The sequence below is a fragment of the Chryseobacterium sp. AC405b genome (genome assembly GCF_979258685.1).
On record NZ_OZ409877.1, the window covers coordinates 2,626,615 to 2,652,746 of the forward strand.

The 26,132-nt window shown below is 35.4% G+C and carries 24 protein-coding genes and 3 pseudogenes; 8 read left to right on the plus strand and 19 right to left on the minus strand.

The window, feature by feature from the left end:
• Positions 1 to 26: 26 nt before the first annotated feature.
• Positions 27 to 1,104, minus strand: a pseudogene (gene chrP / locus ACZZZA_RS12555) (chryseobasin maturation metalloprotease ChrP).
• A gap of 52 nt (positions 1,105 to 1,156) precedes the next feature.
• Between chrP and ACZZZA_RS12560 the strand changes: the two are divergent.
• Positions 1,157 to 1,864, plus strand: a complete 708-nt coding sequence (locus ACZZZA_RS12560; protein WP_463432229.1) for a DUF4294 domain-containing protein — start codon at positions 1,157 to 1,159, stop codon at positions 1,862 to 1,864.
• Between the two features lie 24 nt (positions 1,865 to 1,888).
• Here the strand turns inward: ACZZZA_RS12560 and ACZZZA_RS12565 are convergent, their stop codons facing one another.
• Positions 1,889 to 2,305 carry an NUDIX domain-containing protein gene (locus tag ACZZZA_RS12565; protein ID WP_463432231.1) on the minus strand — a complete coding sequence of 139 codons (417 nt, stop codon included), beginning with the start codon at positions 2,303 to 2,305 and terminating at the stop codon, positions 1,889 to 1,891.
• A 155-nt stretch (positions 2,306 to 2,460) separates the two neighbouring features.
• Positions 2,461 to 3,136: pseudogene (mnmC2, locus tag ACZZZA_RS12570) on the minus strand (tRNA (5-methylaminomethyl-2-thiouridine)(34)-methyltransferase MnmC2).
• 84 nt (positions 3,137 to 3,220) lie between these two features.
• Between mnmC2 and ACZZZA_RS12575 the strand changes: the two are divergent.
• The 3 genes from ACZZZA_RS12575 (at position 3,221) to ACZZZA_RS12585 (ending at position 6,019) form a co-directional block, all read left to right on the plus strand.
• Positions 3,221 to 4,294 carry a branched-chain amino acid aminotransferase gene (locus ACZZZA_RS12575; protein ID WP_463432233.1) on the plus strand — a complete coding sequence of 358 codons (1,074 nt, stop codon included), beginning with the start codon at positions 3,221 to 3,223 and terminating at the stop codon, positions 4,292 to 4,294.
• Positions 4,295 to 4,389: 95 nt separating this feature from the next.
• Positions 4,390 to 4,902, plus strand: coding sequence for an FKBP-type peptidyl-prolyl cis-trans isomerase (locus tag ACZZZA_RS12580; protein ID WP_463432235.1), 513 nt, complete (start codon positions 4,390 to 4,392; stop codon positions 4,900 to 4,902).
• A gap of 79 nt (positions 4,903 to 4,981) precedes the next feature.
• A complete protein-coding gene (locus tag ACZZZA_RS12585; RefSeq protein ID WP_463433776.1) occupies positions 4,982 to 6,019 on the plus strand; it encodes a peptidylprolyl isomerase in 1,038 nt (345 codons plus the stop codon).
• A 72-nt stretch (positions 6,020 to 6,091) separates the two neighbouring features.
• On the opposite strand, the gene ACZZZA_RS12590 is transcribed toward ACZZZA_RS12585, so the two are convergent.
• Together ACZZZA_RS12590 and ACZZZA_RS12595 are read right to left on the minus strand one after the other, a co-directional pair.
• Entirely contained in the window at positions 6,092 to 6,583 is a 492-nt protein-coding gene (locus tag ACZZZA_RS12590) for a hypothetical protein (protein WP_463432237.1), read from the minus strand.
• Positions 6,584 to 6,604: 21 nt separating this feature from the next.
• Positions 6,605 to 8,407: an ABC transporter ATP-binding protein gene (locus tag ACZZZA_RS12595; protein WP_463432239.1), complete on the minus strand. Its 1,803-nt coding sequence runs from the start codon at positions 8,405 to 8,407 to the stop codon at positions 6,605 to 6,607.
• Positions 8,408 to 8,574: 167 nt separating this feature from the next.
• Between ACZZZA_RS12595 and ACZZZA_RS12600 the strand changes: the two genes are divergently transcribed.
• Positions 8,575 to 9,150, plus strand: coding sequence for a hypothetical protein (locus tag ACZZZA_RS12600; protein WP_463432241.1), 576 nt, complete (start codon positions 8,575 to 8,577; stop codon positions 9,148 to 9,150).
• 184 nt (positions 9,151 to 9,334) lie between these two features.
• Positions 9,335 to 10,501, plus strand: coding sequence for an aspartyl protease family protein (locus ACZZZA_RS12605; protein ID WP_463432243.1), 1,167 nt, complete (start codon positions 9,335 to 9,337; stop codon positions 10,499 to 10,501).
• 81 nt (positions 10,502 to 10,582) lie between these two features.
• On the opposite strand, the gene ACZZZA_RS12610 is transcribed toward ACZZZA_RS12605, so the two are convergent.
• The 5 genes and pseudogenes from ACZZZA_RS12610 to ACZZZA_RS12630 all read right to left on the minus strand — a co-directional run bounded on the left by ACZZZA_RS12610 (position 10,583) and on the right by ACZZZA_RS12630 (position 16,117).
• Positions 10,583 to 11,980, minus strand: coding sequence for a M28 family peptidase (locus tag ACZZZA_RS12610; RefSeq protein ID WP_463432245.1), 1,398 nt, complete (start codon positions 11,978 to 11,980; stop codon positions 10,583 to 10,585).
• Positions 11,981 to 12,257: 277 nt separating this feature from the next.
• Positions 12,258 to 13,502 (minus strand): DUF1015 domain-containing protein, encoded by a 1,245-nt coding sequence (locus ACZZZA_RS12615; RefSeq protein ID WP_463432247.1) that lies wholly within the window; start codon positions 13,500 to 13,502, stop codon positions 12,258 to 12,260.
• A 7-nt stretch (positions 13,503 to 13,509) separates the two neighbouring features.
• Entirely contained in the window at positions 13,510 to 14,469 is a 960-nt protein-coding gene (locus ACZZZA_RS12620) for a D-2-hydroxyacid dehydrogenase (protein ID WP_463432249.1), read from the minus strand.
• A gap of 113 nt (positions 14,470 to 14,582) precedes the next feature.
• Positions 14,583 to 15,649: pseudogene (gene serC / locus ACZZZA_RS12625) on the minus strand (3-phosphoserine/phosphohydroxythreonine transaminase).
• A 117-nt stretch (positions 15,650 to 15,766) separates the two neighbouring features.
• Positions 15,767 to 16,117 (minus strand): 4Fe-4S binding protein, encoded by a 351-nt coding sequence (locus tag ACZZZA_RS12630; RefSeq protein ID WP_220179325.1) that lies wholly within the window; start codon positions 16,115 to 16,117, stop codon positions 15,767 to 15,769.
• A 59-nt stretch (positions 16,118 to 16,176) separates the two neighbouring features.
• On the opposite strand from ACZZZA_RS12630, the gene ACZZZA_RS12635 reads away from it, so the two are divergent.
• Positions 16,177 to 17,211: an acyl-CoA reductase gene (locus tag ACZZZA_RS12635; RefSeq protein WP_463432252.1), complete on the plus strand. Its 1,035-nt coding sequence runs from the start codon at positions 16,177 to 16,179 to the stop codon at positions 17,209 to 17,211.
• 40 nt (positions 17,212 to 17,251) lie between these two features.
• Positions 17,252 to 17,710 (plus strand): peptidylprolyl isomerase, encoded by a 459-nt coding sequence (locus tag ACZZZA_RS12640; protein ID WP_463432254.1) that lies wholly within the window; start codon positions 17,252 to 17,254, stop codon positions 17,708 to 17,710.
• A gap of 135 nt (positions 17,711 to 17,845) precedes the next feature.
• On the opposite strand, the gene ACZZZA_RS12645 is transcribed toward ACZZZA_RS12640, so the two are convergent.
• The 9 genes from ACZZZA_RS12645 to ACZZZA_RS12685 form a co-directional block, all read right to left on the minus strand.
• Positions 17,846 to 18,094 carry a DUF6952 family protein gene (locus ACZZZA_RS12645; protein WP_027375263.1) on the minus strand — a complete coding sequence of 83 codons (249 nt, stop codon included), beginning with the start codon at positions 18,092 to 18,094 and terminating at the stop codon, positions 17,846 to 17,848.
• Between the two features lie 46 nt (positions 18,095 to 18,140).
• Positions 18,141 to 18,446, minus strand: a complete 306-nt coding sequence (locus ACZZZA_RS12650) for a thioredoxin family protein (protein ID WP_229984819.1) — start codon at positions 18,444 to 18,446, stop codon at positions 18,141 to 18,143.
• A 123-nt stretch (positions 18,447 to 18,569) separates the two neighbouring features.
• Positions 18,570 to 19,202 (minus strand): peroxiredoxin, encoded by a 633-nt coding sequence (locus ACZZZA_RS12655; protein ID WP_264748401.1) that lies wholly within the window; start codon positions 19,200 to 19,202, stop codon positions 18,570 to 18,572.
• Between the two features lie 421 nt (positions 19,203 to 19,623).
• Entirely contained in the window at positions 19,624 to 19,959 is a 336-nt protein-coding gene (locus ACZZZA_RS12660) for a hypothetical protein (protein WP_463432269.1), read from the minus strand.
• Positions 19,960 to 19,978: 19 nt separating this feature from the next.
• Complete coding sequence (locus tag ACZZZA_RS12665; RefSeq protein WP_463432271.1) at positions 19,979 to 21,010, minus strand: DUF2931 family protein; 1,032 nt, start codon at positions 21,008 to 21,010, stop codon at positions 19,979 to 19,981.
• A 245-nt stretch (positions 21,011 to 21,255) separates the two neighbouring features.
• Positions 21,256 to 22,275, minus strand: a complete 1,020-nt coding sequence (locus tag ACZZZA_RS12670; RefSeq protein ID WP_463432273.1) for a DUF2931 family protein — start codon at positions 22,273 to 22,275, stop codon at positions 21,256 to 21,258.
• 73 nt (positions 22,276 to 22,348) lie between these two features.
• Entirely contained in the window at positions 22,349 to 23,992 is a 1,644-nt protein-coding gene (locus ACZZZA_RS12675; RefSeq protein WP_463432275.1) for a phospholipase effector Tle1 domain-containing protein, read from the minus strand.
• Entirely contained in the window at positions 23,970 to 24,491 is a 522-nt protein-coding gene (locus ACZZZA_RS12680) for a bacteriophage T4 gp5 trimerisation domain-containing protein (protein ID WP_463432277.1), read from the minus strand. Before ACZZZA_RS12680 ends, ACZZZA_RS12675 begins: the two co-directional genes overlap by 23 nt.
• 21 nt (positions 24,492 to 24,512) lie before the next feature.
• Positions 24,513 to 25,877 (minus strand): contractile injection system protein, VgrG/Pvc8 family, encoded by a 1,365-nt coding sequence (locus tag ACZZZA_RS12685; protein ID WP_463432279.1) that lies wholly within the window; start codon positions 25,875 to 25,877, stop codon positions 24,513 to 24,515.
• Positions 25,878 to 26,132: the final 255 nt, after the last annotated feature.

Consider the following 26,132-nt stretch of genomic DNA (forward strand, 5'->3'; position numbering starts at 1 on the left):
TTAGATGCCTGAAAAAAAATTTCATCTTAATGATACTTCAGTTTCATTTCAGGAGTGATATTCAGAAGCGTCTCATAAATTAACTGAATGACATTTCCTACATCTTCTTTTGAAACCATTTCTACTGTCGTATGCATATATCTTAAAGGCAAAGAAATCAATGCACTTGGTACACCTCCGTTCGAATGAGCAAACGCATCAGTGTCTGTTCCTGTCGCTCTGCTTGCTGCAGCTCTTTGAAAAGGAATTTCTTTCTTTTTGGCAGTGTCAATAATCAATTCTCTGATCACATGGTGAACACTCGGTGCGAAAAAAACTACATGAACCGTCACCACATTTTTGGTCGCCTTCTTTTTTCTTCTCAATCATAGGAGTGGTTGTATCGTGGGTAACATCGGTGACGATTGCAATGTTTGGTTTGATGGTGTCTGCAATCATGTCTGCACCATACAGACCCACTTCTTCCTGTACAGAGTTGGTGATGTATAGACCAAAAGGAATTTGTTTTTTATTCTCTTTTAAAAGTCTGGCCACTTCGGCAATCATAAAACCTCCGATTCTGTTATCTAAAGCTCTACAGACAAAATAACGGTCATTCATTTCAAAAAACTCATCGGGATAAGTAATCATACATCCGACGAAAATTCCCAATTCTTCAACTTCTTTTTTAGTAATTGCTCCGCAATCGATGAAAATGTTTTCAATTTTTGGCGTAGGTTCATCTTGGTTGGCTCCTCTCGTATGAATTGCAGGCCATCCGAAAACTCCCTTTACTATTCCTTTTTCTCCGTGAATATGGACAATCTTAGACGGTGCAATGGTTTGGTCTGAACCTCCATTTCTGATCACATAGATTAATCCGTCATCTGTAATATAATTAACATACCATGAAATTTCATCAGCATGAGCTTCAATCACAACTTTAAATTCAGCTTCCGGATTGATGATTCCATAGCAGGTTCCATAGTGATCAACCTCAATTTTATCAACGTAGGGTGTGATGTAATTCATCCATACCTCCTGACCTTTGTGTTCGTATCCGGTTGGTGATGAAGTATTTAAATATTTCTCTAAAAATTTCAAAGATTTCTTCTCAAATTTCATATTTAAGGAATGATTTTTGTAGTTAAATTTTGTTATAATACGTGTAAAAATAATGAAATTTCATAAATTCACCTTTCTTTTTCTATTCTTTTTTGGAGTTGCTACATTCGGACAGCAGGGAGATTCTATTATTGCGAAGCCTTTAAGTCAATATCCTCAAGATCAATTGAAAATTGATGAATTTGGAAATCGATATTATTATGACGAAAGACAGAAAGCTAAAATCTATGAAATCAATGGCGAAACCGTGGTGGTGATGGATGAATTGGTTTTGTTAAATAAACCGAGATTTAATAATCAACTGGATAAAAATTATTATTATTTTCTCAATAAAAAATTATACAGAGTATATCCTTTATTTTTAACTGCATTGGAACAATATAAAGATATTCAGGTTGAAATGACCGTGATGGATACCGCTGCAAAAAGAAAATATGTAAAAGATCGTCAGAATATGCTTGCAGATCAATATGAAAAGCAATTAAAAGATTTAACCACAACAGAAGGGCAGGTTTTTGCAAAATTAATGAACAGAGCCACAGGAAAGAATGTCTTTGAGATCATTAAAGAAATGCGTGGCGGATGGAGCGCATTTTGGTGGAATGTGAAAGGAAAAATGGCAGATATTGATTTGAAAGATCAATACAATCCTCATAAAAACAGAACAGATGAGTTTCTGGAATCATTATTGCAATCCAACTGGAATTCAGGTTATTTGCAGCCTTATCCAGGTGCGAAAGATTTCAGAATTTCTAAATAAAAATAATTCCTGTAAAGTTAATTTTTACAGGAATTTTTCTTTTAATTTTTCAAAAACAATTTTGTCTACAGGGAGAGTAAAAGGATTTATCTCCGTATTGATTGGAAGCCATTCTGTTTTTTCTATGCAGGGATCAAGAATAAGGAAATCTTCTTCATTCACAATTTTTACCAGATAATATATTGTAAGAAGCTGTTCATTTTCTCTGAACCGAGAAACTAAAAAATTTTCCTGTGTATAAAGATGTTCTAAAATATCAATTTTCACATTAAGTTCTTCATCAAACTCACGATGAAGGCATGCTGTTAAGCCTTCTCCAAATTCTAGTCCGCCACCGGGAAATTTTAATAACGGCTGTCCTGCATATTCTTCAAACAAAGTCAAAACTTTATAATCTTTTACAGCACAAGCATAAACTCTCACGTTTATTTTGTCAATCATAGGTACTATTTTGTAAAGCTAAAATAGGGAAAAAAGATAGAAATTAAGAGTTATAAATTATGAGTCTACAAGTTTATACACTATTTCAATTATTACAACCTCTAACCCCCAACTTCTAACCTCTAACTTCTAACTTCTAACGTCTAAATAATAACTCATAACTTTATAGCATTGATCATTTCTCTTTTTCCGGGATTAGCCTTGTTTTTTTTCTACATTAAAATTAAGTTCTTTCAGTATTCTTCTTACACTGCCTTTTGATGAGTAGGTTGTTAACAGTCCGTTTACACTCATTTTGTCGGACACTATTTCAAACAGTGGCTTCTCCCAAAGATCTGGCTGCACTCTTGCACCAAAGCAATCGAAATAAACAAGGTTAATCTTGGGTAAGTCAATATTTTTCAGCTCAAAAAAATCACATTGGATTTTTTTCAGATTAAAACCTTTAATAATTTCAACGGATTTATCCCACTCAGTTTGATGAATTTTTTGATAAATATTTTTTAATTCTGGGTTATCAAAATGGTCGAAGTAGGCTAAATTTTCTATTTCAGATTCATTTATGGGATATTTTTCGAGCGTAAAATAATTGACTACATGATTTTTGTCAGTTTTTAAATATTCATTAATAGTTACCAAAACATTTAAACCTGTTCCAAATCCGAGTTCTAAAATGTTAATTTCGTAATCATTTATTAATATAAATCCATTATTGATAAAGACGTGTTCTGCTTCCTGTAAGGCACCGTGATGTGAATGGTAATTTTCATTTAAATCGCTGATAAATAGTGTTTTACTACCATCATTTGTAGTTATGACTTCTCTTTTCAAGGTATTTTTTTCCAAATTTACTTCAAAATTTTTATATTTGGAAAATTATGTTAAATTTGTGGAACATCATAAAAATTTTAAGAAATGATAATTCAAAAAACAGAAAACTCTAGAATTTCTACTTTCGATCCCAATAATTTTTCGTTCGGAAATACTTTCAGTGATCATATGATCATCTGTGAATATGAAAACGGTAAATGGGGCGATGTGAAATTGGTTCCTTACGGTCCTTTATTATTTACACCAGCGATGATGGGAGTAAATTACGGACAGGCTTGTTTTGAAGGCATGAAGGCTTACAAAGACAATGACGGACAGGTTTTCCTTTTCAGGCCCGAAAAGAATTTTGAACGTATCAATAAATCTGCAAAGCGTCTTGCAATGCCGGAAGTTACCGAAGAAATGTTTTTGGATGGACTTAAAGCATTGGTAAATATCGATAGAGAATGGATTCCGCAGGGAGACGGAATGTCTTTATATATCAGACCTTTAATTTTCGCTACAGAAGAAGCCCTGAAAGCCAGAGTAGCCAATAAATATATGTTTGCCATTGTTGCTACACCTGCAAAAAGCTATTATTCTGAACCTGTATCAGTGAAAATTTCTGATCACTATTCTAGAGCGGCAAGTGGTGGAGTAGGTTCTGCAAAAGCAGCAGGTAATTATGCAGCATCTTTTTACCCAACGCAATTAGCAATGGAAGAAGGATATGATCAGATTATCTGGACAGACGATGCAACACACGAATATTTTGAGGAAAGCGGAACAATGAATGTTTTCGTGAGAATCAACGATACTATTTATACGCCGCCAACTTCTGAGAAAATTTTAGATGGTGTTACCAGAGACAGCTTTATCCAGCTGGCAAACAAGAGAGGTCTTGACATGAAAATTGAACCTATTGCAGTGAAAGCTGTTGTAGAAGCCCACAAAAACGGAACTTTGAAAGAAGTTTGGGGTGTAGGTACCGCTGTTGTTACTACTGTATTCAAAGCCTTAGGACACCGTGGAGAAAAATTGCAGCTTCCAACACTTTCTGATGAAGAAAGTTATGCAGCACTATTGAAAAATGATTTGGTTAACTTGCAGAATAACGTAAGTGAAGATTCATTCGGATGGAGAGTACTGGTTGAAAAAGATGTTTTAGAAACAGCTTAATTTCGAATAATTAATTATTATATAAAGTCAGGATTTCTTCTTGGCTTTTTTTGTTTTTTTATATCCTTTGAAATGCGTATTTTCGCAAAAGTTTTATGAAAAAAATACTTCTCATATCTGCTTTAGGACTTTTAAGTTGTAAAAGAAATGCACCACAGGTTCATCCTCCTGTAGGTGGAGTATTGAGCCAGAATGATCTCGACGTTTCCAGAAACCGAATGAAAAATCTGAATGCTCTAGAAAGACAGCAGATTCAGGATTGGGTGAATAGTCAGGAGATTAAATTTTATCCTACTCAGCTTAATTACTGGACAACGGTAGAAAATTTCGACAAAAGACAGAGAAGACCGGATAATTCACCAATTTCCTATTCGTATGATCTCTATGATTTTGATCAGACTAAAATTTATGACCAGTCAATCAGCAGAAATAATGCGGTATTCGGACGTTTTGATGAATTGAAAGCAGTAGAAAATGCTTTAAGATATATGAATGACGGCGAAGAAGTAACGCTTCTCGTACCATCATCATTGGCTTACGGAACTTACGGTGACGAAAATAAAATAGATAACGATATTCCTTTAATTATAAAATTAAAAGTTCTATAAAATGAAATTGTTTAACAAAAATATAATTCTGGCAGCTGCAAGTGCATCGCTGTTAAGTTGTACACCAATTTATAAGAAAATGAACGTAGACAAAGAAACTTACGAAGGGCTTAAAGACGGACTTTATGCCAATCTACAAACTACAAAAGGTAACCTGATTGTAAAGTTTGAAGACAAAAAATCACCGGTTACTGTGGCTAACTTTGTTGGTCTTGCAGAAGGTAAAATTGATAACAAATCTAAAGCGAAAGGAGTTCCTTTTTACGACGGAACAATCTTTCACAGAGTGATCAAAGATTTCATGATTCAGGGAGGTGATCCTAAAGGTACAGGAACAGGAGATCCCGGATATAAATTCGAAGACGAAAAAAACGACCTTAAACATACAGGAAAAGGTATTTTATCAATGGCTAACTCCGGACCAAATACCAATGGTTCTCAGTTCTTCATCACCGAAATTGCTACTCCTTGGTTAGATGGAAGACACACCATCTTCGGGGAAGTTGTAAAAGGAGACGATGTGATTGACGCAATTGCTAACGTTGAAAAAGGAGCTCAGGATAAACCTAAAACGGATATCGTACTTGAAAAAGTAAGTATTTTCAGCAAAGGAGACGAATACAAAGGGTACGATGCTGCAAAAACTTTCACGGAAGGTAAAGCTAAAATTGCGGAGAAAAATAAGGAATTTTTAGCTAAAGAAGAAGCTGAAAAGAAAAAGAAAGAAGAAGAATTTAAAGCTAATCAGCTAAAGATGGTTGAAGATGCAAAAGCTGGAATGCAGGTTACTGAATCTGGTTTGTTCTATAAAATCACAAAAAAGACCGAAGGAAAAGCACCAAAAGCCGGTGATAATATTTCTGTACATTATGCAGGGAAATTAGTAGACGGAACTGAGTTTGATTCTTCATTCAAAAGAGGTGAGCCTCTTGAGTTTCCTGTAGGAACCGGAAGAGTAATCAAAGGTTGGGACGAAGGAATTCTTTTGTTGAAAGAAGGTGAAACGGCTACACTTTTGATTCCGCCGGCAATGGCTTACGGAGAAAGAGGTGCAGGAGGTGTTATCCCGGCAAATGCATGGTTAATTTTCGATGTGGAATTGGTAAAAGTTCCTTAGTCGAATTACGATAAAAATAAGAAAGCCGTCTCGTGAGAGATGGCTTTTTTTGATTTTGATTTAAAAATACTATTATTTTATTTGGTGTGAAAAATTGTGTTTTTTCAGTAATCCATTGATGAAATTTCTGAATGACGTACTCATTCCATCCAATAGATAATAAGAATCTTTTCCGCTTCCCGTTTTTCCTTGCTTTTGAGCTAATATGTCTTTGCTGGAATGTAACCTGTTACAATCCATACATACTGAAATATGGGCAACAGGTTTATTTTTCAAATAGTAAACAATACCAAGATGAGGATCAAAGCAGGCAGCAGTTCCCGCTCCATAAGATTTCTTATCGTCAAGTTTTGCATTCAGGATTTTTACTGTTTCCTTATCTAATGTAACTTTCTTTTTTGCAGTCTTCGATACATTTCCGTTTTCATCAATGATGTACATACTTTCTGCTCCTTTCCCTCCGATGAAATCATAGATGATCACCTTATCAAACTGAAATTTCGCAAATGTTTTATCCTGACCATCAATAGAAATGACAATAAGAATAATTACGGTGGTTATCAACTTTTTAAGCATCATATCAGCTTAACTAATAGGTTTAATCACCTTTCTTTCACCAATCTGCTGTCTCCACATCGCATAATACAATCCTTTTAAATCCAGAAGATTTTCGTGCGATCCCGTTTCTATCACTTTACCGCGTTCCAAAACATAAATTCGGTCTGCGTGCATGATGGTGCTTAGTCGGTGGGCAATCAATACGGTGATCTGTTCTTTTTCTTCAGAAATTTCTTTGATGGTTGTCGTGATTTCTTCTTCGGTAATGCTGTCTAAAGCTGAAGTTGCTTCATCAAAAATCAACAGGTTAGGTTTTCTCAATAATGCTCTTGCAATGGCAATTCTTTGTTTTTCACCCCCACTTAGTTTCAGTCCGCCTTCACCAATAACGGTTTCAATTCCTTTTTCTGCTCTTTCGATCAATGCCGTTGCACTTGATTTTTTTAACGCTAAATCTAACTCTTCATCTGTCGCATTTGGATTTACAAACAAAAGGTTTTCTTTAATCGTTCCTGCAAAAAGCTGGGTGTCCTGAGTGACAAAACCTATCTGATTTCTCAATTCATCAAAGTCGAATTCTTTTCCATTGATTCCATTATAAAAAATAGAACCTTCTTTCGGGCGGTATAATCCCACTAATAGCTTTACCAATGTGCTTTTCCCTGAACCACTCGGTCCGACAAATGCAATCGTTTCTCCGTTTTTTACCTCAAACGAAATATCGTTTAATGCTTTGTAAGATGCAGTTTGATGTTTGAAAGAAACATGATCAAAAGCTAGTTTTTCTACTGCACCAATCTGTTTTGGAGTCTGAGGCTTTTCTTCCACAGGTTTTTTCATTAAATTATCAAAATTATGCAGCGATGCTTCCGCTTCACGATATGAGATGATGATGTTCCCGATTTCCTGCATAGGTCCGAAAATAAAGAACCCGTAAAACATCAATGATAAATACTGTCCGGGTGTCACAATATTTCTGAAAATTAAATATAAAAGAGTAAGGGTAATCAACTGTTGCAGGAAATTCACCATCGTCCCCTGAATAAAGCTTAAAGAACGAATGCTTTTCACCTTCTTTAATTCAAGTCCGAGAATTTTGTATGTGTTATTGTTAAGACGTTTTACTTCCTGTTTTGTTAAACCTAAACTTTTTACAATTTCGATATTACGAAGACTTTCGGTTGTGCTTCCTGCTAAACCCGTAGTTTCTGTTACGATGGTTTTCTGGATGTTTTTAATTCTTTTACTTAATAAATTGGTAATGAATGCAATCAGGAAAATTCCTACCACATATACCGGCATAATCGACCAGTGCAAACGAATGGCATATACCGAAACGAAAATAATACTCACCAGAATTCCGAAAAATATATTGATGAAATTGGTGATAAATTTCACAGAATCTTCTCTTACTTTCGTCAAAATAGAAAGCGTTTCGCCACTTCTCTGATCTTCAAATTCCTGATAAGGCAATGCCATAGAATGCTGCAAACCGTCTGTGAAAATGTTTGCCCCAAATTTTTGGGTAATTACATTCACTACATAATCCTGAAATGCTTTGGCAATTCTGCTCACCATCGCAGTTCCTATCAATAATCCAAGAAAATAAAATGCTCCATGATAAAGATCGGTTCCGTATAAATATTCATCCAATGTTCTGGACATCTGCTTTTCTTTATCAAAAAAATTGGGATGCGTTACCAGCTGATCCAATATATTTCCGGTAATCGCAGGTCCGAATAAAGAAAAAACCTGATTGATCGTTGCCAAAACCAAAGATAAGATCAGCAACCATTTATGAGGTTTTAAATAATGTAATAATGTTTTCATGCTTAGTAATTCTTCGGTGCAAAATTACTGATATAAATCGGATGCGCTGTGGTAAAATATTGAATTGCAGGAGAAGATTTTATGAGAACGAACTTCAGAATTTTACATATATTTGAAAAAGTTCTCCGAAGAGACAATTATATCAACTTCAATTACAATTTATCATCATGAAATTAAAATTTTTCACCCTTTTACTGGTATTTTTCTCTCTTTCTTCCTTTGCTCAGGCTAATGCAACTCCCGATGGTTTGGCAATCAAGAAGACACTCACTTATTTTGCCAACAGCATCAAATCTAAAAATATTGATCAGGCGATGAACACTATTTATCCCAAATATTTTACCATCGTTCCCAAAGATCAAATGTCGCAGCTTCTGAATATGACCTACAACAATCCTTTTGTAAAAATCGATGTACAGGATCTAAAGTTTGGGAATATTGAAACCCCTGAACTCATCAATGGTGAATATTTTTCAATAACCAATTATTACCTGAAACTGAAGGCAAATGTAGGATCTATGGATGAGCCTATGAGAAAGAAAATAGGAGAGATGCTTACCTCAAGATACGGAAAAGCCAACATAAAATATATAGCCAATGAAGGTTCTTACATCATCAATGCTCCCATGAAAGCCTGTGCGGTAAGCAAAGATAAAAAAGCATGGAAGTTGGTGTTTGCAGACAAGGAGTTCAAATCTCAGCTGGTAAAGTTGCTGCCGAAGAAGGTTTTGGATAAGATTTGATTAAAAAAGCGATTCTCATGAATCGCTTTTCACACCTAGAAATCTTCTTCCGAAACATAAACATGAAATTTAGAAATAGCAAGTTAACATTCCGAAATAACCGTATACATTTTTTTAGAAGTCTCACTGCATATTAATAAAGAATAGTATCAAATATTTCACTATTTTAGTACAAATTACCGCTATGAAGAAAAGTGTATTCTTGTTTTTTATATTCTGTATTACGGCGTTATCTGCACAGGGGAAAAAGTTTTTTGAAAGTGGGGAAGCAGTGCTTACAAATCCTATTGAAAAAATTAATCTGAATTTTGCCAACGAATTGCCTTTAGTGAAAGTTTTCATCAACGGAAAATATTATCAGTTTCTGTTCGATACAGGTGCGCCAACCGTTATTTCCCACGCTGTTTACAACGAACTGAATCTTAAAAAGAAACACTCCAGCAAAGTAAGAGATTCGCAGAAGAACAAGCAGGAGCAGATTTTTACAATACTTCCTGAAATGACGATTGATCAGATTGTTTTTAAAGATATAGGGGCAGTAGTAATCGATCTTGAAGGTCCTGAATTTGGCTGTCTAAAGATCGACGGCATCGTAGGAGCAAGTCAGATGGCAAAATTATTCTGGAGATTCAATTATTCTGAAAATCTTCTTGAGGCTACAAAAGATCTTAGTCTGTTTTCTACAAATGGTTACGAAACGGTATTTAATTTTACGGTAAGACCTCAGAAAACTCCCATCATAGAAGGGCTGGTTTTAGATCAAAAGATCAATTTTACTTTTGATACCGGATTTACAGGATCTATTAAAATTGGAGATCACTATTACGATCCCAAAAACGGAAAAGTAAAATCTGTAGAAATGTATGGCGTCAATTCAGTGGGAGCATTCGGTACCGGAAAACCTCAATCTTCTTATAATTTCAGAGCTGAAGAATTACTATTGGGCGGAGAAAAATTTAAAAACGAAATTGTAATGACCGGAAATTCCAGTTTGCTGGGGAATGAATTCCTGAAAAAATTCCAATTCATCATCGATTGGCAGAATAATAAAATCTATCTACACCGTATCAAAAATACTCCTGCAAAAATGGAGTCTTTCGGCTTCGCTTACCGTTTTATTGATTATAAAGCTAAAGTAGTTTTGGTGTTTCAGGGAAATGATATTCCGGTAAAGGTTGACGATGAAATTTTAAGCATTAATGACACCAGTTTTGAAAATTTAAATCAGGATCTGTCTTGTCAATATTTACTGAACAGGGTTGAGAGAGCTGGAAATCAGATCAATATAAAAGTAAAACGTGACGGCAAAATTTTAGATTTTACGATGGATAAGAAGGAGTTTTTAAATTAATATTAATTTTAAACGCTTTCAATCCGAGTAGATTTTAAAGAAATCATATCACTAAATTCTATAAGCCTGAATATTTTTCATCTACCAATTCTTATCAATCATAAAAACCATCTGTGTCATCACAACCGCTCCTAAAAGCAATTCTCGTTTATTCACTTTATCGAAAGTATCTTTCTCAGAGTGATGATAGTCAAAATATCTTTGGGTATCCACCACCATTTCCATTAACGGGATGTCCAGTTTTTTAAGTGGAGCAATATCCTGGATGGCATCAGTTTGATCAAAATCATACACTCCGTAAGGTAGAAAATATTCTTTCCAGGGGAAAATCAGGCGTCGTCTTTGGGGAGACATATCAAGAGAAAACCCTCTCGGCGAATACCCCCCGGAATCTGAACCGAAGGCAAGAATATGTTTTTCCTCTTTCTTTTTTACTTGGGCGGCATAGATTTCTCTCCCTTGTCCACCGTTTTCGCTGTTGGCGTATAATACAACTCTTATGGTGTGATTATTATCGTAACCTAATGCCTTGAAGGTTCTTAAAACTTCCAGACACTGCACCACTCCCGAACCGTCATCATGAGCACCTTCCGCAAAATCCCAAGAATCGAGCTGCGCTCCCAAAACAATGACTTTAGCATCTTTCTTACCAGGAATTTCTCCAATGATATTATGGTTGATGGTTTCGCCTTTTGATTCGGCGGTCATATTGAGTTTTGCTTTTACAGTTTGTTTTTTCAGAAGTTTTTCCAGCTCGTCCGCAGATCTCACACCAATTGTAACGGCAGGAATTTTTACCTTATCATCAGGCTCGTAATAAATTTGTTTAGCATGAGGAATATCGTCTGACGCAGTTGTTAATGATCTTATAATCAAACCTCTCGCTCCTTTTTTGCCGATAACAGAAGCTGAAAGTAGTTTAGATTTAGCAGCAATCAGGTAAGAATCTACGGTGCTGATGATTTTCTGATCGATAGGATAATTGACAAAAATAATTTTATCTTTTACCTGCGCACTTGTCAGATTCACCAATTCCTGTACATCATTCACCAGGAGAATATCGTAAATCATGTCTTTTCCGCCGGTACCTTCAGAATTTCCGAAAGACAGCATTCGGATGTTTTTCCATTCTCCGTTTCCGGCTTTGATCTGTAATGATTCTCTGCCTCTGATCCAGACAGGAACTCTTACTTCCTGTTTCCAGATGTTTTCTGCACCTACTTCTTTAAGGTTTTTCTCTGCCCATTCGGCTGCTTTTGCATAACCGGGAGTTGCACTGAAACGTGCACCAACACCTTTCGTCAGTTCGCCGAGATTATCATACGCCGTTCCGTTGGTCATTATTTCATCAGAAATTTTTTTAAATTCTTCTATATAATTAAATTTCGGAATTGGTTTCGGTTTTCTGACAGGCTTCTTTTGAGAAAACAAAAATCCACTCAAAAAGAGTGGAAGTATGATGAGTAAGAGTTTTTTCATTTTTACTGACCTTTTTCTTTCGGTGCATAAAAATAAAGAAAAATTCACTAACTCTTATAAATATTGGTTTTTATTAATATTCAATTTAATACAAAGGCGCAAAGAGTTTTTCACTAAATATTTAAGTTCGTAAAGGAATCACTTTTGCAAAGACAACAAAAGTTTTAGATTAAATACTCATATTATTAAAAAATCCCCAAAATTATTTTCTTTTGCAGAAGAGTAATTTTGAGGATTTTTAATATTGAATTAATTTTTTGCAAAAAGCAGAAAGCTTTTATTGTTTCATATCGTACATTAATAATGCAGTAACCAATTTTGGTTCGATGAATGTACATTTTGGAGGCATACGAAGTTTTAAATCAGAAATTTTAATCATGTCATTAAAACTTACAGGATAAACGCCAAAACCTACTTTACCTTCACCGTTATCCACTTTTTCTTTCAAAAGCTTGATTCCTTCAATATTTGAAGTTCCTTTGCTGTAAGTGATCTGATCTGAACTGTCTGAATCTTCAATTTTTAAAATATCTTTAATGATATATTTATCTAAAAGATGGTGATCAAGATTATCTAAAGACATTTCCTGCGAACGAAGGTCATGTTTCACATGAAGAGAGTAGAACTTACCATCAATATACATAGAAATATGGAATTTCTGTGACGGATAGTATGGAGTTTCTTCTTTTTCGTGAATTAAAAAATATTTTTCAAGTCTTTTAAGGAATTCTTCAGTGGAAAGATCTCCGATGCTTTTAACGATTCTGTTGTAATCATGAATTTTTATAGATTGGTTGGAAACTATAAAGCTGTAGACAAAATTATACGCTTCTGTACCATTATGTTTTTTGTTTTTATCTTTCAAACGTTTTGCGTGAATCGCTGTGGAACCAATTCTGTGGTGACCATCTGCAATGTAGAAAGAATCGATCTGATCAATTACTTCTTTGAACTGCTGAAGTTTCAAACGGTTATCTATTCTCCAGATTTTGTGTCTGATTCCCACTGAATCAACATGATTGAAAATCGGAACATTTTTCTCCTCATGATTCATCAGTAACTCTATCTTAGAATTGGATGGATAAGTGAGCAGTACAGGCTCTGCCTGAAGGTTTACTTTATCTAAATAATGAGCCAGCTTCTCTTTTCGCTGAGGAATTGTACTTTCGTGACGTTTTATTTTACCTGCCCAGAAATCTTCTATGTTCGTTAGACCGAGAAGCCCTCTGAAAACCTGCTTATTAGGATAAATTTGCTCATACAGATAATATGACGAACTGTCCTGAACGAGTGTTTTATCATCCATCAGCTCTTCAAAAGTTGAACGTATTTTCCTTAAATTCCGGTCGACATCTTTAGATTTACTTACAACATAGGGTTTTATCATATTGATGTAAGTTTTCTCTTTTTGAGCTTTTTCAGTGATTTCAGCCTGAGTGAAATTATCTAAAGGATGAGTAGGAAATGTAGCCTCATGATCTTTATGAGGTCTTATTCCACGGAAAGGTTTAAAAACTGGCATATATAATTTATAGTTTCTTTTTAATCTCAATAATCTGTTCGGCAAGCTCAACACCTATTTTTTCCTGAGCATCAAGGGTGTTTCCGCCAAGATGGGGTGTAAGGGACAGGTTTGGATTCATTAATAAAATCAGTTCGGGAGTCGGTTCGGTTTCAAAAACGTCGAGTGCAGCTCCTGCAACTTTTCCTGATTCGATGTTATTGATTAAGGTTACTTCGTTGATGACACCACCTCTTGCAGTATTTACGATAAACACACCATCTTCCATTTTTTCAAATTGAGGTGTATCTATTACATATTCATTTGTTTTCGGAGTATTGATGCTGATAAAATCAGTGTCTTTGTAGAAAGCATCAGAATCGTTGGTTGATGTAACTTCAAAATCAACGGTTTGTCCGTCAAAAAAACTTAAACTGATTGTCTTGGTCTTTGGTTTTCTTGTCAGAACTTTAACTTTCATCCCCAAAGAAATTCCCATCTTCACCACTTCCTGACCAATACTTCCAAATCCGATAACTCCCAAAGTTTTACCAGAAAGTTCGTAAGCATTGTTGAAAGATTTTTTCAAAGCATTGAAATTCGTATCTCCTTCCAACGGCATTAATCGGTTGGATTCATGTAAGAATCTTGCTAAAGAAAAGAAATGCGCAAACACCAGCTCAGCCACTGATCTCGAAGATGCATTGGGAGTGTTGATTACGTAAAGACCTTTTTCAATGGCATATTCAACATCAATATTATCCATGCCGATGCCGCCTCTTCCGATAATTTTCAAACTCGGACAAGCATCAATCAATTCCTGTCTTACTTTGGTAGCACTTCTCACCAAAAGAACGTCAACGTTATTTTCATTAATGAAACTGATAACGTGATCCTGCGCAACTCTGTTATCGAGCACTTCGATTCCTGCTTCTTTTAAAGCAAGCTCACCTGCTTTGGAAATTCCGTCGTTAGCTAAGACTTTCATATTGTTGTTTTAGATGTTTAGATTTCAGAACTTAGATTTCAGACAATTTTGTCTTTCATTTTAAATCTAAAAATCTCTTAATCTTTTTAATTTTTTGTGTTGCCTAATTTAAGTTATTTTATTGACTTCATCACATCCACCAAAACCTGCACGCTTTCAAGAGGTAAGGCGTTGTACATACTTGCTCTGTATCCCCCTAAACTTCTGTGACCGTTCAATCCGCTGATTCCGGCAGCTTTCCATGCAGCATCAAATTCTTCTTTTTTGCTGTCGTCAATTAATTTAAATGAAACATTCATCAAAGAACGGTCTTCTTCAACACAAAATGTTTCAAACATTGGATTGGTATCAATTTCATTATATAAAAGTTTTGCTTTTGCTTCGTTTCTTGCTTCAGCAGCGGCAATTCCTCCATTGTTTTCTAAATGCTGTAATGTAAGTAAAGATGCATACACAGGGAAAACCGGTGGAGTATTGTACATTGATTCTTTAGAAATATGCTCAGAATAATCTAAGATCGAAAACATATTTTCTCTGCCTGTTTTTCCTAAAATTTCTTTTTTGATTACCACTAAAGTTACTCCTGCAGGTCCCATGTTTTTCTGAGCTCCGGCGTAGATTAAATCAAATTTTGAAAAATCTAATTGTCTTGAAAAAATATCAGAACTCATATCGCAAATCATCAAAGTATCTACTTCAGGAAAAGATTTCATCTGAGTTCCGTAGATTGTGTTGTTTGAAGTACAGTGGAAATAATCGTATTCTGAACCTACCGTATAATCTTTTGGGATAAAAGAGTAGTTGTCTTTCTTTTGAAGAACCTACAACATCTACTGTTCCTACTTTTTTTGCTTCTTTTACAGCTCCTGCAGCCCATGTTCCTGTATCAAGGTAAGCTGCTTTTCCGCCAACCTTCATCAAATTGTAAGGAATCATCGCAAACTGAAGACTTGCGCCACCTCCTAAATACAAAACTTCATAATCGTCACCCAAATTCATCAGTCTTTTTACGATTGCCCGAGCTTCATCCATCACCGCAACAAAATCTTTGCTTCTGTGCGAAATTTCAAGAAGAGATAATCCGATACCGTTAAAATCTAAAATCGCTTCTGCTGATTTTTCGAAAACTTCCTGAGGTAAGATACATGGTTCGTGCGCTGAAATTGTGCTTTTTGCTCATAATTTTACTTTTTGTTTATTGGGATTGTGCTGATTTCTCAATCTGCTATTCAGTATTTGAATTAAATTTAAATATAAAGAAAAAAAAACCGTCTCAACAAAAATGAGACGGCGTATTTTATTCACCGTGTAAAAATGCTTTTTTATTAAGCAAAGTTTCTTCAGACTCTACATGATCTTCATCCGGAACACAGCAATCTACCGGGCAAACTGCTGCACACTGTGGCTCTTCATGGAAGCCTTTACACTCTGTGCATTTGTCTGTTACAATGAAATAGACATCATCATTTACCGGTTCTTGTGGTGCATCTGCATCAACAGTTAATCCTGATGGTAATGTCACAGTACCTTTTAATTCTGTACCTTCGGAAGCTTTCCAGTCTACCGCTCCTTCATAGATTGCATTATTCGGACACTCCGGTTCGCAAGCGCCGCAATTGATGCATTCATCAGTTATTTTAATAGCCATCGCTAATTTTTTTTAAATTTGCACAAAATTACAAAATATTCCCCACTTTTACAGTAATTATGAATATCGAAAAACAAGTTTTGGGACTTATTAAATTAAGTGATTATATAAAAAGCTATTTGTCAGAAAATAATGAAGATTTTAATGAGAATGATTCTGAATTTGAATCAGTCATTAAAAAATCTGAAATCGAAAATCCTTGGTTTACCACAGAAAATCAAAGATTTGCATTGAAGCAATGGGCAGATTTGTTAAATGAGGAAAATCTTAATTCCTGGTTAAGCAATTATTCTCCTTCAAAAACGACAAAAAGAGTAGGATTAATTCTTGCCGGAAATATTCCTTTAGTCGGATGGCATGATGTGATTTCGGTGGTTTTGAGCAATCATGTTCCACTGATTAAATTATCTTCAAAAGACAAGCAGATGATTCCTTTTTTATTAAAAAAATGGAAAGAATTTTCTGATCATGAAATTGAATATGAGTTTGTTGAAAGACTGACCGACTTTGATGCCGTAATAGCTACAGGAAGCAATAATACGGCGAGATATTTAGATTATTACTTTAAAAATCATTTAAGTATTATCAGAAAAAACAGAACTTCGGTTGCCGTGATAAAAGGTGATGAAACAGAAGCGGAATTAAAACTTTTGGCTCAGGATATTTTCCGGTATTTTGGGTTAGGTTGCAGAAATGTGACGAGACTTTTTATTCCGGAAAATTTTATTATTGACAGGGTTTTTGAAAGTTTTATTGATTTTAAAGAAATCATTAATCATAATAAATATGCCAATAATTATGATTACAACAGAGCAGTTTATCTTTTGAATCAGGATCAATTCTGGGATAATAATTTTGTTATGCTGAAGGAAGACGAAAAATTGTTCAGTCCGTTGTCTGTCATTCATTTCAGTAGATATTCTTCTTTGGATGAAGTAAAAAATTTCATCAGTGAAAATGAAGAAAATATTCAATGCGTGGTTGGTAAAAACGACTTGGGAATTGAAACGATACATTTCGGCGAAGCTCAGAATCCGGGACTTGATACGTATGCTGATAATGTAGATACGATGAGATTTTTGGAAGTTATATAATAATTATCATTAAATTTACCTGTCAACCAAAATCCATGATATGAACAAGATATTAGTCATACTTTCTTTTTTAACGTTCCAGCTGTGTTTTTCACAGAAGGTAAAAAAAGCAGAAGTAGTAAAAGATAATCGAACAACTGAGCAGAAATTAGAACTCAGTAAAAGTCAGAAAGAACTTTTTAACGGAAAATTTGAGGAGTTTATCTCAGCTTTAAAAGTTTCGGATAAAGCTAAAGTAGAAAGTCTGCTTTCTGAAAAAGCAAAACCATCATTTACAGAGAAAGTTTATCAAAAGCTTTTGGAACAAATTGATTTTACGAGAAAAACGGAAATTTATAAAACAGGATACAAATCTTTGATGAATGGTGAAAATTATCCTATGATTCAGTATAAATATTCTGATGATAAATCTAAATCTGATCCGAAAGAAATTATCACCGCAGTTTTTCAGGAAGACGGGAAAATATTAGGCGTGAAACCTTACAAACAAATCAAGTAAAATTAAAAAATTTTCTCCTGCTGATTTTAAATGTTTTAAACAGAAAGAGTTAAATTCAATACACTAAACTAAAAATCCTGATGTATTATGCATCAGGATTTTTTTGTTTTAAGAATATGAACTCTTAGAATTTTATTATTTGTCGATTGATCCTAAAACCTTTTGAGCAAAAGAGTTTAAAGCATCTTTTTCGCTCATGCCATTTTGTACATTGGCGTGAACTTCTAAAGCTCCGCAGATGTTGGTAATCAATTCTCCGGCAACATTTAGATCTTCTTCGCTTGTTCCTCTGAACTCACTGAAACTTTCTAAAACCTCTAAAGTTTTTTCCAAATTTTCAGGGGTCTGATTCTGATAAAATTGTCTGATTACAGGTAATTTCATGTGTGATTTTATTTTTTATATGGATTCGCAGAATTACGAATTCATATTATAATTCATTGAATAAGTTAATTAAACTTTCCGCCTGATTAGACTGAACCTGATTCACCAATTCGCCGTTTTTAAAAATAGCAAAGGTTGGTAGATTGTCAACTTTAGCTAATTTTCTGCTTTCAGGAAGTTTTTCAGCATCTACATACAAAAATGGGATTGCATCATTTTCCGAAGCCAGTTTTTTGAATTTAGGCTTCATAATTCTGCAGTTTCCGCACCATGTTGCTCCGTATTGTACCACTACTTTTTCATTGTCGCTCACAATATTTTGCAGCGTATCTTCTGTTAATTCTGTATACATAAGTTTATTTTTTAAAGAAAAAAAATAAACAATGTAGCAATCAAATAATTTATCAATGTACCAATTAAAAAAGAGATTTTAAAATTGGTATACTGCTAGATTGCTACATTGTTATATTAAAATTTAGTTCTTTGCTAAATATTCAGCAGTAGAAGTTCTGTCTGCTTTCATAGCATCTTTTCCTTCTTCCCAGTTTGCAGGGCAAACTTCACCGTGCTTTTGAACGTGTGTGTACGCATCGATTAATCTTAAATATTCTTTTACGTTTCTTCCCAAAGGCATATCATTTACAGACTCGTGGAATACTTTTCCGGTCTCATCGATCAAATAAGTTGCTCTGTATGTTACATTTGAACCTGTGAAATACTCATTTCCTTCTTCGTCAAATTCCAGATCCTGATCAACAATATCTAATAAGTTTGCCAATTGTCTGTGAGTATCAGCTAAAAGCGGATAAGTAACTCCTTCAATACCCCCGTTGTCTTTTGAAACGTTTAACCATGCAAAGTGTACTTCGTTTGTATCACAAGAAGCACCGATTACTTTCGTATTTCTTTTTTCGAATTCACCTAAAGCCTCTTGAAAAGCATGAAGCTCAGTCGGGCAAACGAAAGTAAAATCTTTTGGATACCAGAACAAAATCACTTTTTGCTGGTTTTTTGTAGTTTCTTCAAAGATGTTGATTTTAAGATCATCACCCATTTCAGACATTGCATCAATCGTTACGTTTGGAAATTTTTTACCTACTAAAGACATAATTTTCTAATTTTTGATTTATAATTTAATGGTGCAAATATACAATTTTTATCTATTGAAATTATCCATATCGATAAATAAAATCTATAATCATTTACTGAGTTTATATATTGAATGTATAGTTCATCATCCTGACAGCATCTTAAAATTATTTAAATTCTCCGAGACTACATAAATTGCTTAGATATTTATAGATAAACGTGTTATAAATATTTATTTTATATGTGTCAACTAAATGAAAAACTATACAAATCTATCTTTCAAATTTAAGCAGGAGAGTGGGCAACACACCACTCATAATTTTATTAATTCGCGTACTTAAATAAATCTATTGCACCTGAAGATCAAGAACTTCTATCTCCTATTAAAGTGGAAAAGTTTTTTCTTCATTCTAAATCAATCTTTTTCATTTAGTGTGCCTTTATTCCGAAAAAATAGTGAAATAATCGGTGGCTTTTTGGTACACTTCACTCCAGAGCAGGGTATGATAATAGAATCCCAAACTTTTTACATACGCCGACTTCCCAAGTTCTAGATCAATGTTTTCGCAATCAGTTTTGATTTTTGTAATCATTGCACCACACACAAAATGGTTTCCCAGGTCATCGGAAAAGCAGATTCCACGATGGGGATCTAAATACAGGTAAGCACTGGTCTCCGAATTATACAGCAAATATGACTGAAACTTATAACGCACCAACACGACAGGCGCTTGGTAGGTTAGTGTTTTAAGATCTGTTTTTTTATGGTGCTGCATTCCTGTTTTATTTGCAATATTATTCCAAACTTTTAAACCAATTTTTTTCCATACTTTCTGACCAGCCAAAGATTCTTATACTATCCGTTTTCAAAGGCTGATTATTAAGAAATACCTCTACAGTATTATTATCTTCTGCAATCTTCACCCGCATCTCTACTGTATTGCCTGCTTTCTTGAATGCTTCATTGGTTTTTTCCCAATCAAAGAAAATATTTGTCTGAAAATGTTCTGAACTCTCTTTTCCGGTTTGCCAAAAAACATCAATCTCTCTGGGAATTCCTTTTTCCCGTATTGCGGGCTTGGAAACCCACGGACGAAGCATGTTATCTTTCTCACCATTGTAATAGTCGTTCATAATTTCCATCAGTTCAAATTTAGGATGCTTTGAAATAACAACAGGTTTCCACTGATAACGTATCCTGTAATTGTCCCATTGTTTTGGAGAAGCATCGGGAATTTCCAACTCTTTAATAGCTTCATTGTATCGTTCCTGTGTTATTCTATACGTTTTCAAATATTTTTCTTTCGCTTTGGCGATTTCGGCAGCATCTGTAAGAGGCTCTGCCTGATATCGGCCTAGTTCGATCTGGGTTCCGCCAGAACCAAAACGAAGCCATACCACGACCATGCCTTTGGGCGCAAAACCAAAAACCAAAGCAGAAAAACTACTATACGCTTTGCCGCCACCCGACTTAAAACCTCTTCCTAACCTTTTATATTCCTCAGTAGCTCCTTCTTTGTCATCTATCCTTGAATATGCCCGTTCCATATAATCTTTTATGACATCTATAGGAAAATCTACATCTAAGCGATAAAAAGTTTCATTTCCTTCGTAACGGGAATAGTATGTAATATCTGCTCCTATGGGAGTTCCGTTCTGCTCTGTCCAACCTTTTCCGGAATCGCCCCAACTACCGGATGAGCCACCATAAGGGAAGCCCGCATGGTTTCCTTCCAGAGTCTTGATTTTATCGAATACAGGTTCTATTCTATATTTTGTTGCCGGTGAAGAAATTTCCACCTGAAAGTCTAATGTTTCATTTTTCATTTTCTGGCATTGTGCTAATTGAATGCAAAGTATAAAGCATACACTCGTAAGTAGTAAGGATTTAGTAAAGTTTTTTATGTTATCCATCCTGTATATTTCTTTTTTCGTTCTTTCCCATTCGTTACTTTTCCTATTCTTGGTCCTAAACCAAATTTGGTAATACTTGCTGACCACTGAAGATATTGATTTCTTAAAGTCTTTAGGGGAAATAAAAAACCTTTTTTATCTTGGAAAAGGTTTTTATCTTACTTATAACTTTCCTTATAATCTCCTTCCCATTGGTAAATACGGATGCTGTCTGATGCTAAAGGTTTACCATTAAGCAAAATCTCAATTGAATTATTGTCATCCGAAATTTTTACCTGCATATCTATTTTACCCGTTTCTTTTTTAAAAGCTTCATTCGTTTTTTCCCAATCGAAAAATGCTCTCGCATTAAATTTTTCAGACTTTTCTTTTCCCGTTTCCCAGGTAAAAACCATTTCCTGAGGAATAGCACGCTCTTTATACGGCATATCCAAAGCCCAGGGTCTTAATGCGCCCTCTTTTTCACCATTAAAAGTGTAGTTAAGAATTTCAAATAATCTGAATTTAGGATTTTTAGATGAAACCACAGCACGCCATTGATAACGTATTCTGTAATTATCCCATTTTTGAGGCGTTTCTTGAGGGCTTGGATATCCACCAATTTCTTTCATGTTTTTGTAAGTTAATTCGGTGGTTATTCTATATATTTTAGTGTAATTTTCTTTTGCTTTAGCTATTGCTTCTTTATTATTGACGATAATTGCCTGATAACGCCCTAGTTCAATACGTGTATTCCCAAAGTTCAGCCACACTACAACCATTCCTTTTGGAGCAAAACCGAAAACCAATGTTGAAAAACTATCGTAAGAATTAGTACCATCAGAAGCTTTGTAACCTCTTCCCATTCTTTTATATTCCTGTGTTTCACCCTTAAGGTCATCCCAAATTGAATAAGCACGCTCCATATAATCTTTTATAGTTTCTACAGGGAAATCGACATCTAACCTGTAAAAAACATTCTCATAGGGAGAATAATAGGTGATATCTGCACCAATAGGTGTTCCGTACTGTTCTGTCCAAGTTGATCCGGAATCTCCCCATCGTCCGGAAGAACCACCATAGGGCAGTCCTGCAGGGGTAACTTCCAATGTTTTAATCTTATCTGCTACCGGCTCTATTCTATACTTCGTTGTTGGAGAGCATATCTCCACCTGAAAAGCCATCTTTTTATCTTTCATTTTTTGACATTGCATTAGTTGAATACAAAATATAAAGCATACAATATTTTGAAATATGTATTTTAATTTTATATTATCCATCCTGTATATTTCTTTTACGTTCTTTCCCATTGGTGACCTTACCTGTCCGTGGACCCAAACCAAACTTGGTGACACTTGCTGACCAGTGAAGGTATTGGTTTCGGAGGCTTTTAAGATCTTCCGGGTTTATAAACTCATCGTAATGCAGCGTTTTTATTTTTTCACAATAATCTCCGGAAGAATTGGTTTTATTATACTCCTCAATATAGGTACTTCTCAAAGTGTTGCAGGCATTCAAATAATTAAGAAGCTGATTGTATATCTTCCCTAAAAAAGAATCCTGAATCTGATGACTCTTTATAAGAGTTTCATCATACTTCACCTCAAATTGCTTGGAGTAATGGAACATGGTATTGAGCGAGACTTTATCATAGGTATTGTGAAGCTGTCGCCTGCCTTTTAATATAAATCTCGAGTCTACCCCATGTACGTGAGGAGATAGCCTTTCTATCCAGATCTCTTCGCGGCTATCTTTATACCAGCCTTCTTCGATAAGGATTTTTCGGAATTTTTCAATTTCGGCACCACTTCCTTCTTCTTGGTATAAATCTACTATTTCTTCTGCCATTTCCACGTAGCAGCCGCCAATATCTGAGTGCACACCGGGAAGGGTAAATTCAAGGCCTTTTAGCCCCGACATTTTAATATTGGTCAGATCAAAATTATCCCGGTGCTCATCATCTGCCGCTAACTGCAGTACAAAGTATGCTTTTTTTACCGCATCCAAACCTAACTGCTTGGTATCATCATCTATGATGCTCACACCTGCCACACTTTTTCCCCTATGATCCATCCCGTACGCAGCAACCGTATCGTATAATCCCACAAAATTGAAACTGATCTTGTAGGGAATTACTTCCCAATATAGTAAACAAGCCCCAAAATAACCGTGCTGTTCTACCAAAGGGTCATCCAATGCTACTTCAATACGCTTATCTGGATCATCAAAAGGCGCTAATGCCATACCTTTTTTATTGTTCATTTTCAATACTCTTGCAGGATGGGTCGCAATATGTACAAAATGTCTTGCCGCAGTAGCGCCTCTGCTGAATCCGTACACATTTACCTTCAGATGAATACCCTTTTTACCCGCATATTTATTTAGGACTTCAGCACCTTTTATACAACCTTTGGTAACTTTTCCAGGTACTCCGCGTGATCCTGTACCAAAAGGTATTCCTGCGTTGTTGGGTTTCGTGGTGAATGGTATTGATTCACTTTCTAAATCTTCTGTACCAATACCTTCTATATAGTAGCTTACTTGATTTTCAGCATTGGGTTCTACGGCATCAAAACCTCGGGCTACGTTGGAAAAATCATTGGTATAGCTGTCATCTTCGTGATTAGAATTTTTATGATCTTTCCCGGCTTCGGTATTGGTTTTGTTGTTCTGTGTACCGTCAAAAAAAAGATTAAGGCTTACTTCTATAATATTGACGGGCTTATCATCCGGATTTATTTCTTTTGGCTTTTTATAGCTTACGCCGTTTTCTTTCCCCTGTTGCACTACCGATATGGCACTGCTGTGGATAATATTTTCTTTAGAATACGTCAAATAATCTCCTCCTACCTCAAATTTTACCTCGCCTTCTACAAAATATTCAATGCTCATGCTAATGGCTTTTAGATTGTTCACCGCTGTTATTTTCCACCTGCTTTTCGGCATGATGTTCTACTTTGCCTTGACTGGCAACATTAATTCCTTTCAGACTGGTGAGTTTATGCTCTTTTTCAGCAAAAGTTTCCAGATTGCCTTTTACATAATGTGTAAGCTTTCCAATAACACTGGTTACAAAATCAGTTCCTACATTGAGCATGCTCATCATTCCTACACCAACCGTTTTATTCATTCCTACGGTTTCAGAACAATTCATTCCCACCGTTGTCGTCATATTTTGACCAACATTAATGTTCATATTTTTTCCGGCAGTAAAAGTCATGTCATTGGGTGCATTCACATTAATATTTCCCTGTCCATCCATCAAATACGTATTTCCACTCGGATCTTCAATGAAAACAGAACCTTCTGCATCATTCAGAATAATCTTGGTTCCGCTTCGTGTGTGGATTACTTTCTTATCATTGCCAGAAGTGTGGTACGAACTCGTTTCACTCCCATTATAATGCGTTCCCATCACAAAAGGTTTTTCTGCATTCTAGGCTTCGTGGCTTACCAGAACTTCCTCACCGATCTCCGGGATAAAATGGAAACCTTTGCCTGATCCTGAGTGTGGTTGTATCAACCTGATCCAAGGCGTTTTCTGTCCTTTATCTTCCTGCCACGGAAATTGTACCCGTACTCTTCCCATTCCCATCGGGTCGTTGTTGTCCATCACTCTTGCGGGTTGTTCTTCGCCTTTCGGTACGGCTTCGGTATCAATGTAAGGGGAGGCATTGAATAAATCGGGGATTCCGACAAACTCGTTGTAATATTCACCCGGCTCATAAACGTGCTTGATTTCTATAATCCGGTAGGTTTCCATCGCTTTGCCGTTGATATCCGAAAGCTGGGCTCTTCCGCCTATTTTCAGTTCGGGAGTTTTACTTCTGCCTTTTACCTGCATCAGGTTCTCCCGCTTTTCTTTTTCCAGCCGAACTGCTTCTGCCAATTGCCCTTCTGACCGGTTTTGGATTCCGGTATGGTTGAAGTGCATTTTTGGTTTTTTATTAAAAATGGTTTTCGAAGCAATGACCGCAATTGCCTGAAAAGGACTTTCCTTGAACTCGCTTTGTACACCATTGCTGTGTTTTTCTATTTTGGCTCCGCTCTGCGTGTCATACCCTGTGAAGGTAAATTCCTGCGCCTGCATCCGCATCTCAAATTCAACATCGATCAGGTCCATATTTTCCCTAAGCTTCAAAACAGGCTGTACCTGACCTCCAAAAACCAGCTTTTCACCGTTGTAATACAAATATTCTCCGTGACGAATAGCGAGTCTCCGGATAAACTGATAATCAGATTCTTTGTATTGAACGGTGTAAGGAAGGGCTTTTTTGTTGTAAGCATTCAGGTGATTGGAAGTAATCTCTACCTGTGCTTCTGCTGGATATTCTTCGTTAATTTGCTTGATGATCTGTTCCAGTGTTTTGTCTTCAAAACTTTGACAGTCTTTTCCGCTTTCTAACAAAATGCCTGGTGCAAATCCTGTAATGTGCAAATCTCCGTAACCGCCACCTTCGTCTTTTTTGTTGCGGATTTTTCCGATGATGCCTCTAAAATAATACCGGGATTCGCCAAAACGCCAATAGGTAATTCCTATTTCTTTTCCGAGTAATTTCCTGGAATTTTCCATTACATACCCTTTGAATGTGTCTAAAGCATCATCCGGAACGGTAATGGTAAAAGTATCGTGGTCATTGGTTTTCTGGTGAAGTTCTACTTCATAGCTGTTTTTTCTCAGAAATTCTTTTCCGTCTATGGTCAAAAGACAATAAACCATAGAGTTGGTTTTGTCGTGAAGCCAGTCTTGAAAAGAACGGCAAGTGCCGAATACAGAGGGATCGAAATTTTCGCTTTCCATAAATGTGTTTTTGTTGTGTCAAATATAATTAATTATTGTATTCGATGTAGTTTTATCACGGTAATTTTTGAAATAAAGAAAAGGTATGAGTTACTGTCATCCTTGTGATATGATTTAAAATCAAATTCACCAGTTCCTGTTGTATAAAATAATCTCTATAAAAAGTTTCCTTTACTTTTTTGTGAAAATTTCTTTTATAATATGTTGATTATGAAAAAAATAAATTTAAATTAATAAAAATTATTTATTAATTTT